The 14,444-nt window shown below is 55.2% G+C and carries 7 protein-coding genes; all 7 read right to left on the reverse strand.

Going from position 1 to position 14,444, the window contains the following annotated elements; genetic code table 11:
* Positions 1 to 37 precede the first annotated feature (37 nt).
* Positions 38 to 2,095, reverse strand: a complete 2,058-nt coding sequence (gene brxL / locus ACQ4W0_RS04960) for a protease Lon-related BREX system protein BrxL (RefSeq protein ID WP_436575837.1) — start codon at positions 2,093 to 2,095, stop codon at positions 38 to 40.
* A gap of 11 nt (positions 2,096 to 2,106) precedes the next feature.
* On the reverse strand, positions 2,107 to 4,722 hold the full coding sequence (gene pglZ / locus ACQ4W0_RS04965; RefSeq protein ID WP_436575749.1) for a BREX-1 system phosphatase PglZ type A: 2,616 nt from the start codon (positions 4,720 to 4,722) through the stop codon (positions 2,107 to 2,109).
* Between the two features lie 37 nt (positions 4,723 to 4,759).
* A complete protein-coding gene (locus ACQ4W0_RS04970) occupies positions 4,760 to 5,779 on the reverse strand; it encodes a PDDEXK nuclease domain-containing protein (protein WP_402720621.1) in 1,020 nt (339 codons plus the stop codon).
* Positions 5,772 to 9,461, reverse strand: a complete 3,690-nt coding sequence (gene pglX, locus ACQ4W0_RS04975) for a BREX-1 system adenine-specific DNA-methyltransferase PglX (protein WP_436575750.1) — start codon at positions 9,459 to 9,461, stop codon at positions 5,772 to 5,774. Before pglX ends, ACQ4W0_RS04970 begins: the two co-directional genes overlap by 8 nt.
* 91 nt (positions 9,462 to 9,552) lie before the next feature.
* Complete coding sequence (brxC, locus tag ACQ4W0_RS04980) at positions 9,553 to 13,167, reverse strand: BREX system P-loop protein BrxC (protein ID WP_436575751.1); 3,615 nt, start codon at positions 13,165 to 13,167, stop codon at positions 9,553 to 9,555.
* Between the two features lie 46 nt (positions 13,168 to 13,213).
* Entirely contained in the window at positions 13,214 to 13,801 is a 588-nt protein-coding gene (locus ACQ4W0_RS04985; RefSeq protein ID WP_436575752.1) for a DUF1788 domain-containing protein, read from the reverse strand.
* On the reverse strand, positions 13,798 to 14,391 hold the full coding sequence (locus ACQ4W0_RS04990; RefSeq protein WP_436575753.1) for a DUF1819 family protein: 594 nt from the start codon (positions 14,389 to 14,391) through the stop codon (positions 13,798 to 13,800). The genes ACQ4W0_RS04985 and ACQ4W0_RS04990 overlap by 4 nt, the downstream gene beginning before the upstream one ends.
* Positions 14,392 to 14,444 lie beyond the last annotated feature (53 nt).

Consider the following 14,444-nt stretch of genomic DNA (forward strand, 5'->3'; position numbering starts at 1 on the left):
CGAACATGCATCTGCAATATCAAGTGTTGCCATACCACTACTCCACACCTAATGCCTTGAACACGGCATCCACAGGGTCCGAGTAAAAGCTTGTTTGAAACTTGGCAAACAACTCCCCAGGAACCGTCGCAATATCGGTCACGCTCGACATTGGCAGCAGAATGCGTTTGGCACCAGCATCAAACGCCACCTGCATGCACTCAGCCAGGTTGCGCACTTGCACGATGGTGCCGCCCAGACTCATATCACCCATCACTGCCAACTGCGACTGCACGGGCTTGCCCAGTGCTGCCGAACACAGCGCGATGAAGCCGGCCAGAGTCAGCGCCTGCGGGGCACCGCTGTTCTGTAACTCAACCAGATGGGTGTGGAAGTCACGCTCCCCCGGTCTGATGGAGGCACTGACCCGCGAAGAGTTGGCTTTGAAATAGTCGAACGCCACCCGTACTGCTTCACGCGGTGCCACACCTGATACGTTCGCTTTTCCCGTGCCGGGAATGGATTGAATCTCCAGCCGGTAGATGCCTGGCATTTCGGATGCGCCCATGCTGATGGTGTGCAAGGTGCCGGGGTTCAGGCGCCCTTCAGGGACCAACGCTCCGCCCGATTGTTCGGGCACGGTCACAAAGCGCTCAACACCGTCTTCCAGGTCGATGTAGCTGAAATGCACGTCGTAGAACTCCATGCCGCCAATCTTCTTGAGCTGCTCCTTGATGCGCCGCCGTGCTTCCAGCGCGTACTCCAAGCACTTGCGCACAGATTCCTTCGTGTACTCGCCATTAGGGCATACTAGCTTGAGCAGGCCTGAAGTCGTACGCCGCACCGCGATGGTGTCGCGCTGGTTCAGATTATTGCCAAGCTTGAACCACTTGTCGATGGCATCCGCAAAGCTTTGCTTCCGCATCTCGCGCAGGTATTCGGCCAGGTAGTCGACAATCAACCCATACTGGTTGGTGAAAAACTCCGGCCGCATTTTGGGGATTTCCCAGCCCGGCACGTACGCGTGGAAGCGGTCAAAAAATGCCGAATCAATCATCGCTTCCGGGAATGGCGCCAGCAGGTGTGAGGTCTTGACTAGCGACTCCACGCTCTGGTTGATATTGCCAACAAATACCATTGCGGCGCTGGCATTGATGGACTCCCTCCCCCGGCTGAAAGAGCCCGAAGCCATGTAATCCTTCATGATTTGCACGCCGTCATGGTCTTTGAAGTTGATGCCGGCCACTTCATCGAACGCCACAACGTCCCACAAGCCAACCAAACCGACCTTGCGCGCGCTCATGTTGTAAAACAGGTTGGCCACAGTGGTTTGGCCGCCCGATACCAGAATGCTGTTCGGACTGATTTCCTTGTAGATGTGGCTCTTGCCGGTGCCGCGTGGGCCGAGCTCGCAGAAGTTGTAGTTGTTTTCCACCAGCGGCACCATGCGTGCGAGCAGGTGCCACTTGACACGTTCCTTGAAATGGCTGGGCTCCATGCCGGTCGAACGAATCAAGGCATCAATCCACTGCTCATCCGTGAACGACTTGCGCGCCTCGAACAGGGCCGCCATGTCCATGTTCGGTATCTGGATGGGCTTAAGCTCGGTCACCGTAAATGGTGACCCCTTCTGGTCCTCTTCATAAAAGTACTTCAGTGTGACGATGCACCAGATGCCGCCCACCAGCAATTTTTCGAACTGGCGCACATAGCTGCTGGAAATCTCCGCGTTCTTCACCCCTAAGTTGGACAGCAGCGCTTCATACACGTCCCGCTTTTCATTGAGCTTGACGGTGACCTTGTCGATGACCTTGTATGTGCCGCTCTCGCGCACTTTGGATTTGACCTTCTCCGCCTCGTCCGCACGCACGTAGTTTTCAGTGAGGATGCGCTTGACGTTGACCAGACCGCTCTGGATAACGGCTTCATCATTGCTTGCGCAGTACATGCCCAGCAGGTACTCCAACACGTACACTGGCACGTTCGCCCCCTCTTTAATCAGCTTGGTCAGGTCTTTACGCACGACCTTGCCAGCAAAGTGGGTGTTGAGCAGCGCATCCAGACTGCTATCCGGCAGCTCATGCGCGGATGTGTCGGCGGGTGTCGGGGTTTGCATTATTTCAATTTTCAAAAGTCGTTACCAAAGGCTAAGTCTACCTTGACGGGCAGGCGCAGCACTTCCACGTTGCTCACGGCATCGCGCATCACCAGGTCATAGTGCTTGTGCGGGTCATGCGCGCCGGCCAGGACGGTCAACAGAATCGAACGTTTGCGTTCATCGAGCAATTGCGATGTGCTGTCAAAAGTGATGGATTGCGCGTTGCTGATGGGTTTGTCGTTATCCGAGCCATCGCGCAGCGAGACCACCACGGAACGGGCCAGCACCCGCTCCGACACCGCATCGGTCTGAATGAACTCGAAGCGCTGGGTGTTGGTCACCACCTTGTTCACGGCACCCAACAGGCTGACGCTCACGTATTTTGTCTTTGCATTTTCCGCTTCGCTGACCCGCACGGTGATGACCGGCACCACAACCTCTTGCGGCATGGCGCTGCCATGGACGAAGCGTGCCCCTCCGGCAAAGTGGAACCGACTGGCTCCCTTGGGTACCCAAAAATCCAGACTGCCTTCCAGTGTGGTGCCCGCCGTCACCGCCGTATTGCCAGACCAGGCTTTTGGGGTAGTTCCCAAATCACGGCCAATCAGGTAGCGCTTCTTGGCTTTCAATGTTCCAGCGGGTTTGTCGTCCAGCGTGGACTTGTCCGATTCATCCAGCGCCGATTCCTGGTACATGAACCCATGGTCAGCCGTGACCAGCACAGCAGAGCCATTGAGGCTATGGATGATGAAACCCAGCACGTTGGCGAGCTCCTGCACGGTTTGTGCAGCCGCCTCAAAAGTCTTGGTCTCTGACGACTGCTTGTCACCAGTCATGTCGATGCGGTCGTGATAGACGTAAATCAGCCGCTGGTCGCGCACCAGTTCCCGGCCCTTCTCTTTGCCCAGTCCCATCAGGTCTTCGGCCTTGATGGCCAAGCCGCCAAATCGTTGAAGATGTTCGCTACGTTGTTCCAGCGTCGCCACGGCATGTCCATCGGCCAGCACATCCAGGTTGGCGTTCTCTTTATAAGCCAGCGCCTTGTGCGGCAGCAGCGCGGCCATGCCCAGCGCCGTATAGCTCGGTAACACACCCAACATGCCGTCCAGCGACGCCTTGAAGCGGCTCTTGCTGTTGGTATGCTGCACCAGCTCCTGAGCCACCTCGTATCGAAATGCGTCCGAAATCAGCACGAACACCCGTTTAACCCCACCGTCAAACAGCGGCATCACTTTGCGCTCATAGAACGCCTGTTGCGGCGTCACCTCGGGAAGCGTCCAGTGCTTGAGCAAACCGAGCGGCCCCTCCACCACCTTGGACCAGGCAGTGCTCAAGTGCGGAATGAACCAACCGGAATACACACCCTCAATTGTCTCGCGCAACTCGTGCAGCACGGCCCAGCCGGTGGGTTCGACAGCGTCAGCCGCCGTGTGAAAATGCCGGTACAACTGGTCGAAGCGGAACAGCTCATCTCGGTACTGTGCAAATGCGGTGCCCGCGTCAGCAAAACTGAAGCCTGCGGCATGGGTCGATTTCAGAGTAAAAAAGTCGGCGGCAGCGGTCAATGCGTCGTAACACGCAGCCAACGCGCGGGTGCGTTCGTTAGCGCTGGCCAGCAAGGGATTCGCCCAATGCCCATCGCGGCGGCGCGCCATTAGCGCGCGCACCACATCCATGTTGGCGCCGGCACCGGCATCAATGCGTTTTTTAAGCTCTTGCACCATCCGCAATTCGACATCTTCAAACGTCATGCATTCCACCAGTTGCTCGGCAGACTGGCTCGACAACAAACTTACCAGCTCAAGTTCATTGGCCACAGCCTGCGCCAGCGCGTTGTAATTGCCAAACTGCACAATATCCGAGCGCCAACGCCCGACAAACACCGACGCATTCGCCGCCAAGGTGCGGTCAGGCAGCACAAAATGCGCCAATTGAGGGGGCGCATCACCCTGCAGGCCCCGGCAGAAATCCGTCACCAGAATTCGGAACAACAGGTCGCGCAAGCTAGGGCTGGCCTCAAGATAGCCCAGTTGCAGTTGCACCAATTCCCAGAACGCAGGCGTCAAATCGTTGGCAGCGATATCTTGCCAGGCTTTCGGCTCGGCCGACAAATCCACCACGCCATCCACCACCACGGCACCGTACAGGCGCTGCAACATGGCAAACAACTCGGGTTGGTCGGCGCGGGTCAGCACCGCCAGCATCTTGCGGTCCAAGTCCGGCGCGCCGTCACCCGGCAGAACCATCCGCTTGAGGCGGTCCACGCGGTCTTTGGCGCGCAGGAATTTGGCACGCTCTTTCAGGTGCTGACGCAGTCCTTGCGTGGTCAGGCCCAGGTCTTCCAGCAAAATGGAGGTGGTATCGGCACGGAACGACTTGCTGCGCATGCGCACATCGAGCAGCCAGTCTTTGGTCGGCTCCGGCTCGGGCTTGGCGCTGTAAATCAGCCAGCGCTGGTCTGGGGCGCCCTCAATGTCGAGCTTGACCCGCAGCGCTGGCATGTCGTCCAAACGCACCAATTGCACGCCGTCGAGCTGCAGGCTATCCACTGCGGAAGCAAATTCGGCCTCCACGTCGTGCCAAAAAACCACCGGGTGGGTAGTGAATAAAGTGGTCAAACTTTCAAACAGGCGTTGTTGGCTCATCGGCAATTCTTCTATTTATGTTCATTCGGCAACGCGTTCAATCATCACCTTGCAACTCTGCCTCAATCTGTTCAATGCTAGGCAGGTATTTCGCAAGGTCTTCGGGTAGTTGCAGCCGGTATTCGGCAATACCGATGGGCTGGGTCATGCCGCGCAAGGCGTATTCCGCTACTACCCGATGTTGCTGCTTGCAGAGCAATAACCCCAAAGTAGGCTTGTCTTCCTCGCTCTTGATTTTCTCATCCACCAGCGTGACGTAAAAATTAAGCTGGCCGACATGCTCCGGTTTGAAATCTCCCGCTTTAAGTTCCACTACCAAGAACCGATGTAGTCGGTAGTTGTAAAACAGCAGGTCAATGAAGAAATCTTGCTCATCCACCGTCACATTCACCTGGCGCCCCACAAAGGCGAATCCTTCACCCAATTCCATCAGCAATTTGGTCACATGGCGGGTCATTGCAGTTTCAATGTCCCGCTCGTGTGCGTCGTTTGAAACGCCGAGAAAGTCAAACAGGTAAGGGTCTTTCAGCGTCTGCTGTGCCAACTCGGACTCTGCAGCAGGCAATCGTTCTTTAAAATTGGTGACCGCGTTACCAGAGCGTTGCTGCAATTGCGTCGAAATGTGGTGCCACATCACATTGCGCGACCAACCATGCTCGATTGCTTTTGCCGCGTACCAAACCCGCTCTTCACGGGTCTTGAGCTTGGTCAGGAGCAGCAGGTTCTGCCCCCACGGCAAAAGTGCAACAGCCTGTTGCACAAATTCGACATCAGGCCACTCTTCGGCAAAACTGCGCATGTAGAGCAGGTTTCGGCGAGAAAAACCCTTCATATCCGGGAAGGCGGCCGTTAAATCGACCGCCAGCCGGTCGATTACCTTGGCACCCCAGCCCTGAGCTTGTTGACGCTCCAGAATATCGCGTCCAATTTGCCAGTACAGCAACACCAGTTCGCGGTTGACCGCCAACACTGCGCGCTGCTGGGTGACGAGAATACGCTGCTTCAGGCTGGTAAGCCAATTGGCGTAGTCAGCAGGAAGCACTACCAGGTCAGTCATCGCTTGCCCCTCCCGTCACGGCCTTCACCTCTGCCAGCAAATTCCCGAACTTGCCATAGTTGACTTTAACACCGTCGTCCAAGTCGAGCGCGATGCGCATGTCGGCGTGGTGGCGCAGTTGTTCATCGTAGGCCAGCAACTCGACGTGCTTCTTCTTGAGCTTTTCGACTTCCTTGGCCAGTTTGTTGCGGGCGGCTGTGCTAGAGGCTGCTACCGCGTCTTTCTCCAGCATGTCGATGCGTGACTGAATCTTGCCGGTCAACGGCACGACGTATTCCGCGCGCATACGGGCCAGCGTACCCTCTTGGTAGCGGTGTAAATAGACTAACGCCTGAAAGGCACCCTGTTTTCCGCTGGAAAAGAGCCAGTAGATAGGGCGCTTTTTGTAGGTTTGCAGATGGTCTCTATAGAACTTGTCAGCAAGGTAACGGCGGATGGTCTCATCCGGGGTTTCACCGGCTTTGGTACCTAGACTTTCCGCCAGCCATGCCATGTTTTCAGCCAATGTGTCGGCCCCCCAGACGGCGAGCAGGAATTCGCGGATGCGGCTGGCGGCTTCATCCTCGAACCAGAGTTCGTCGGTAAGCGGCACGATGCCATCGGCGTCTGCGGGGAAGCTGGCGTAGCGCGTGTCATCGAAACCGACGTTACCAGCGTTGGCATAAATTAGGCCGGGCTCGTCAAAGCTATAACGCCCCATCATGCAGCCGATGACGTAAGAAATCAAACGCTGGCAGTCCTTTTCTCGGTCTGCTCGTGCTAAGGTGATTTGAGACTCGGGAACCTCTGGTGTAAGTTCGTCTTGGAGGCCATAGGCATTGATGAACAGGCGGTTGTTTCGTTCTTCCAGTGTTTTTGTGCTCAGTATTGCTTCATCGCGAGACATTCTTAAAAGTTCATATGATTTACTAAGCTGTCCATGATTCATACCCACGTTCGTGAGTGGAGTTCTCGAAAAGTCCCACGAGACTTCAAACCCATCCCAATCATTTTTACTAATCTTGATGAGTAAATCCACGACCGACGAAACTTCTGATGATTCAAACGAACCACGAATTGCGGGAATTACCTTTAGGCTTCCAGGATTGAAATCTTTCGGCGCCACAACTTTCAAAAGAGGTTCAATAACCTTCGAGTGAAGATATCCGAGCGTAGTTAACTTATACTCAGGCTTTGACGCAAAGAACATTGAATTTTTTTGGTCAAAAATAAATCCTGGCTCAACGTTCCGTGCACAAAAATTTTTCGATATATTGTTATATGCAATGCCTTCGGAAAAATATTTGTGCGCATTTCGAACCGTAGAACTTTGATGTTTCCGAATTTCCTCACCACCATTTTTCCAGTCAACCACAAATAGCTGGCTTCCATACCACTTTTTGAATTCACTTCCCTTAATGTAAGGAAACCATCGACGATTATAGGTTTTAGCCTCACTAATGCTTACACAGTCAAATTTAATGTCGAGGAATGAAACTTCAAACCAATACCGAAGAAAGCGTGCGTTATCTCCGGTCTGCAACCCCGTTAAGGCTTCGGCGAATTCCATTAGCGGCTCAGATTTCTGGAAAGCCTCAAGCGTACTTTTGCTCGCTGAATACGCGATTACTCTTCTTGGTAACGAGCCATAGAGTTCCGCGCCATTTTTGTATTCATTCACCCGTCTGCGGAGTGATGCGGATTTCTCTGCCGAAGTTTTGAATGCAGTCAGGTCGAAATAGCTGCTCACATATTCGAGACTATTATTACTCATGAATATAAACGCTGCGGTTTGAACAACCTCCCCCGGAATTTCAGGAAATGCGTGCGCACCCAGATGCGCCAATGAAACGATGGTCGCAGTGTCAAGAATATGTGCTCTCATCTCATTGTACTCGTCACCATACATCCAACTATCCATTGTTATTAGTGAAAGGCTGCCTTCTCGCTTTACGAATCTACGCGTACGTTCAATGAAACAAGCGTATAGGTCAGCGCGTGCAAGGGGAAACTGCGCATCAACATAAATCTGCAGGCTTACGGGCATGCCCTTACGCCCCATATATGGCGGATTTGCCACGACAGCATCAAACTGCATTCCCAGTATCCTTGCCTGCGCCACCAAGGGCAACAAGTCCTGCGCTGCGGCTTGTGCGTACAAGTCTCCGAGCACGAGTGCTTTTAGCAGGCGCTCCGCTATTACTTCCAGTTGTTTATTCAGCGCATGCGGAATCTGAATCAACGACCCGAAGGTCTTCCCATGTTCAAAGGCCGCGATAAGTGCGAAAATCGCAGACCGTAATGTGTCACCTACTGAGACATCTACCATATTCGTCTCACGGGACTCGCCTACAATAAGCTGTGGTTGGTTTCCGGGCAAGATGACGCCGCCGTCAACCGCGCCTATAACGGCGCCAGTAGCACTCTGCGTAATGACGTCACTTCTGATTGATTGCAAGGCACGTGTGAGTTCGCCAGCATCCAGCCCTTTGCTTTCCTGCATCGACAGTACGTTGAGCTTGACGGGGTCATTAAATAGTCGCCGGTCATCGGCACGGGCTTTCATCAACAAAGCAAAACCGGCCATTTGCGCGGCGCGGTCGTCGATGTCCAGCCCGAACAGGTTCTTTTCCAAAATCAGGCGGGGAATGGAGCGGGGCTGGTAACCGCGCTCCAGGTAGATAGCTTTGAGCACCTCATAAGCTTCCACCAGAATATGGCCGGAGCCACAGGCCGGGTCCAACAACGTGATGGACTCGGGATTCAGGGTGTCACCGTCCTCATCAATGCGGGTCTGAATTAGCGCGTCGAGCTGGGCTTGCGCTTCAATTGTCTGGTCAGCGGGCGTTATGTAGTATGGCCACTGTGCTTTCAGGGTGCTGGCTGGGTTGGCCATCAACCACAACCGCCCAACGCTGTTTTGCACCAAATATTGAACAATCCAGTTGGGCGTGAACAGCTGCGTGGCGGCGGGAATATCTTCACTTTTGACGACCTTACCGATGACTTCGTCTTTTTTTTCACTGATGTAGAACTGGTACAGCCAGCCGATGATTTCGACCTCTTTCCAATCGTCTTCTTCAATACTGGCGACCAGCTTGGCAATGACGGAATCGGTACGCAGCAGGTTGTCAGGTAACAGCAACTCAGTTTCGTCGTCGATGCGCTCGAACAGGAACGGCATAGCATTACTGAGTGCGTTGCACTGGGCGACCAGCAGCATACTGTATAGCTCACCGTCGCGGTTACCCGCCAGCTTCATTTCTACGACTAGCGCGGGCATCAGCCCCGGTAATCCGCCATCTCCAGCGCCAATCTGAGCCAAGTCGGCAGCGTGGGTCAGGATATCCGGCAGCGTACCCTCCAAACTGGAAAGTGCACGGTGGCCATGCCCCAAGTAGTCGTGCAATTCCATGTAGCGCAATGCCGCAAAGCGGTTAAACCAGGTGTAGGCCACAGCTTCCATGGTCTGAGCAAAGCCATCCTTTTGAATGCGGGTGATGAGTTGCAGACGCTGAGTGTGGACCTTTACGGGCCAAGCCTGGCCTGCAATCACTGTCGCGTCGCCCTGCGGCTGGCTGACAGCCACTTCCAGCTTGCCCGCCGTCTCTGACAAGCCAAGCAAGTTGGCGCGAGCGGTGACGGCGGCAATAAAGTCTTTTCGGGCTTGCGGGGCATAGGACTTCAGATTGGCTTTGTTCATGGGTCAGATAGGATTTTCAGCTGCCCCATGCACGGCACGTGAGCAGCTTTTAGAAAGGTTGAATGAGAGCGATAGCGGTTTATCAAATGCGCTATTGAATCCGCGCTATTTGACCGGCGCGCACGGTTGTCAGTAGCGCGTCTTTCAGTTTGCGTACATAGGCGTCGACATCGGCCTCGGTTTCCAGGTATGTCTTGCTGGAGAGTTCGGCGGCACGAATGACGCGCGTGGTCTTGGCGACGGGCACTGGCATGTTCGGCTGGCCAGTCTGCAGCGGCTTGGCGGTATTGCCGGGCATCGCAACATGGTCGGCGACTTTGCTCACAGCGGCTTGAATAATATTCATGGCATCGTCCATGGCATCGCCGCCCGCCCCTTGCAGCAGCATAATCTGCGCAATGCTGGTCTGGCTTGCGATGCGCGCTTTCAGGTCTTGCAGCGGGCGCAGGGCTTTGTTGCTGAGGTCAGACGTGGCAGCGGCCGTCCCAAGTTTGGCTTGAACTTCAGCCAACTTGGCATCTAGCGACTGCAAGGCTCTTTCACGTTTTTCTTGCGCCAATTGTTCGTTGATGGCGGTGACAGAGGCCAGCAGCGGCTCGATGTGCTTGACTTGGCTGTAAGGCTTGGGATTGTCACGAATTTTGGCCAGGTCAATCAGGGCGGCGGCGGCTAGCGGCACTTTGCTCAAGGCTTCACGATTGCTTTCAAACGCGCTCAGGCCATCGAGCAACTTGCGCCAAGCGATAATCTGGGTCTTGTAGAAGTTGACCAAGTCGTGGATGTCGTCCGCAGCATCGAGCCACTCGTTCTTGGCGACCAGCAGGGCTTCGATGAAGGCAAAGCTGTCACGTATGCTGAGTTGCTGGGCAATGCGGGTGAGCGCGGCGTCGATATCCGACTTGCCAGGGTGGTGCGGCGCAGCAGCGGTGTGGGCATAGCTTTTGAGTTCAGCCTGCCAATCTGTTAAACGGGTGCGGAAGTCGGCGACCAGGCTGTCTTCTTCCTCCCGCCCCATTTTTTGGAACAAGTCTTTGTACAACTCGCGGGCGCGTTTGATTGCCGTGGCGTCAGTTGTCTTGCGCTTGAGGATAGACACCTGCTTGAAACGGACGGATTTGGTGAGCGGGTCGGCGGCGGATGCGGGGTCAAGCTCGGAACCTTCGAGCATGAGCTTGATTTCGCCAGACATGAACAGGCGGGCGATGAGCAACACGGTTTCCCACTCCGGCTTCCAACCCCAAGGGATGCCGGCAAAGCGGTCCACCACGTCGGACAGCAGCACCCGGTTCTGGCTGGCGGCCAGTTGCAGGTAGTCGCGCATTTCCTTGATGGCGAGAGCGTTGCCGGCCTCGCCGTCCAGGCCCAACGAATGCTGGCCCAAGTCGTCCGCATTGAGCACGGCCTTGATTTCGGCTATTGGGTCGACTTGGCGCACTTTGAGGTAGGGCAGCTTGCTGTAAGTGTTGGTGATGAGGTAATTGAGCAAATCATCAAGCACCTTGTCCGGGCTGGCAGTCTTGATTTGCACCGGCTGGCCCAGTGCATAAAAATCGCCTGAGGCGATAAGTTCGGAAAGCTGGTGCACCAGGCGCAGCCGGCGCTCGCGATTCTCGTCCTTGCGGTCTGCCAGGATGCGCTTGAGCGAGGGCGAAGCCTGGTCGGCTTTGGGGCTGACGATGTATTTTTCGATTTGCAGATACAGCCCCAATTCAATGTCGAGGCGCTCGCCCTCGCCTAGGCGCACCAGAGCGCGGCCATTGCCTTCACTGCTACGCAAGATGCAGCGGGCCGGCTGGAGATGCACGTAGTCATCACCCAGCGGGGTCAGCACTTCAAAGCCCAGGGCGTGGCTGGCCGAGCGCCACGGTGCGCCGTCCAGCAGGCGGTTAAATTCGTAGTCGGCTTTGGTGTCACGGTGGCGCACCTTGGTTTGGTCTTTGAAAATATCTTCAAAAATCAGCTTCGCCAGTTCGCGCGACTTTTCAGCAGCGGAGACTTCGACATGACCGATTTCGCGGGCGACATCACGCTCTTCATTGGTCAGGAAGAACCACAGGTCACCGTTGCGGCTGACCAGGCGCTCTCGCTCCAGACGCGCCAGACTTTCTTGAATCTTGCGCTTGAGTGCGAGCTTGTCCGCGTCAATCTGGTCTATGCACAGGGTCGCAAGATTGTCGATGGACGGCTTGACGATGTCGGGGATGTAGCGGATGAGGAACATCGCCTTCAGCAGCAGGCTATCGTAGGACTGCAATCCGGGATTGTCAGGCGCCTGGTCTATCGAGCGCTTGGCGACGCCGTCGATAAAGCTCTCGATTGCAGGATAGAAATCGTACAGCGGGACCAGGATATCGATGCCGTGATTCGCATTGCGCACGGCTGCGGACTGGAAGGCATCGAGCAACGAACGCTCGCCCCGTGACAAATGCTTGCCGGTGGCGCCCACCTTGCGTATGGATTCGAAAATCTTTTGCAGCAGCGTGAATTGGTATGGAGCAAATGGGTAGTAGGTGACGAATTCAGCGGCGTCCCTGTAGCCACGCAGAGTCACCGAATTGCCCGAAAAGCCGAGCTGATTGTTGATGACGTCGCTTTTGCTGGCGAAGGCATCACGCAGAGCAACGTGGGCGGCTTCCGTCTTGGACAGCAGGCGCTCGCCGATGACTTCGTCGGTGTTACTGCTGGCCAGCGACAAACGGGTGTGAAAGCGGGCTTGAATTTTTGAGAAATCCTGGCCCTTGGATTTGTTGTCCTCGCCAATGGCCGCGTCGATATCTTCCTGGCTCGTGACGATGACCCATGCGCGGCCCTTGCACTGGGCACCGAGCTGCTCGGTGATTGTCTGCAGATTGAGCATGAGCGGCGAACTGGCCCCGATGAACTGGCCCACTTCATCGACCAAAAAGATGACCTTGTGGCTGGATGGCCGAGTAGTCAGGTAATCATTGACGACCTTGGCGAACCCTTCAAGGGTAATGCGATAGTCATCTCTTGCATTGTCGAACCACTTGCCAGCAGATTCAGGCGTCATTTTCAAGGCTTGCGCAAGTGCGGTCACAATGTCGTCGCGATAAAAGGCGACCGCATCACTCTCTTGCTCCCAGGCGCCACCGTTGGAGGCGGCAAAGGCGGCCTTGAAGGTCTCGAAAGCCCCCTTGGATATCAAATGACGTTCCATGTCCGCGATGTGCGGCGTATCGCCCGACAAGCCCACTTTCTCATTGAACACGCGTAAGAACACCTGCAGGATAGCGTCAGGGTCGGACTTGTTGGCTTTGGCGTCGATGTTAAACAGGATGACATCGGCGGTGCCTTGCACCGCGCGCTGAATGTCAGCGTGCAGCATCGCGTCTTTGATTTTTTGGTGGTCAAAGAATTGGGCGGCGTTACGCTTCTCCCCTGTCTCAGGATTCTGAGCAGCGATGTTTTCCAGCAAATAGGAAAGTATCTTGATGAAGTGCGACTTACCCGAGCCAAAGAAGCCGGACACCCAGACACCCATGCGGTCGGTGATGGCCGCGTCATGCGGACGGTCGATGGCCGCGAGGTAGGCGTCAAAGAACTTGCGCAGGTATTCACTTATCTGTTTGGTAACGACGTACTCTTCCAGTTCCTGCCAGACGCTGGCGGCGTCCATCTGGTCTGCTTTGATGACGCCATTAATTGGGCGGTCGATGGGCTTGAGGAAAAGTTCGCTGATTTTCATATTTTGATAGTTCCGTGATTGACTGGAATGTGCTGGCGGGGCTGCTCTACGTGTTCTCTGGCACCAGACGGAAGGCGCGGTAATAGTGGTCTTCGGCCAATGTGTTGAACAGTCGTAGTGAATGGCCGTCGTAGCGGCCGGGAAAGAACATCAGCAAGGGCGTGTTGCCCATGATGGGATGCAGCGCAGACAGCAAGGTGTGCGTGCGCAGCATCGGATAAACGGCACCAACGCCAGTCAGAATTAACAGGTCGAGGTTAGCGATATCATGTTGAGATGCGATTTTCTGGGCAATCTTGTCCTCTTTGAGTACCGAGCGCAGCGCAGCCAGGACACTGTCGTCACCTTTGCTAAGCTGCATATCCATGGCTTTATCGAGCAGGTTGCGCTCCTCCAGCAAGCCCTTCACCAGCTGCAGCAAATCGATAGTCTCGGCGCACAGAGCCGGCACATGTTTCGTCAAAGCGGGTAGTACTGTGCCATGGAGAAAGCTGCGCATATCCAACTCGCGGTCGGGCGGATAGTCAAAAATCCAGAACCCAATTTCATTGCCTAGGCCTTTACTATCCAGGAAATCACGCGAGGTTACGCGAGGCAGGATTTGGTTGAGGCGTTCGTCAAAGCTCAGATTCATCTCACACGTTCCAGACAATCAAGGACATAGGTTTCATTATGTGCGCTCAGATAACGCCGCACATCGGGATGCAAGGATTGGGGTGTCAACTTCATTGACTTGGAACTATCAATGTACTTCGCCTCGACCAAAATTCGTAGGATGACCTGAAGCATCTTGTCCTTCGTGGATTGAGGCCATCCCGCTAGCGACGAGTCATGATGTTCACATTCACCCAAGAAATCCTGCCAGTCGGACCGAGCCAGAGCTGGCTCAAGTCGTCGCTGGCGGTTCGCATAGACGCGAAGCAAAAAGTCGCCCAAAAGAAGGCTATGTTTGACAGCTGCAGCCATGAGCATCTGGATGACCACTTCGCTCTCGCGTTCGGCAATCATCTTCCAGCCCTCTGCATCCAACGTCGTCAACCGACGACGTAGCAGTCTGGCCTGCCGAACCGCGGTGGCTGCGGTCCTCTTCTGCAGGATATTTTCTATCTCGATGGCATGCGTCCACGCTCGCTGGTCCGGCTCGGTCAGCAGCAATCGTGCAATGCGTCGGCTCTCCAGCGGCAGCAAAGCACCTACATAGATTTCTGCGTTATACCGCGTCATACAAACGCTGTAGTTGGGTGGCGGTGACCTGCTTCATAGCTCTCAAACTAATT

The organism is Janthinobacterium breve (genome assembly GCF_051380895.1).
GTDB lineage: Bacteria > Pseudomonadota > Gammaproteobacteria > Burkholderiales > Burkholderiaceae_D > Janthinobacterium.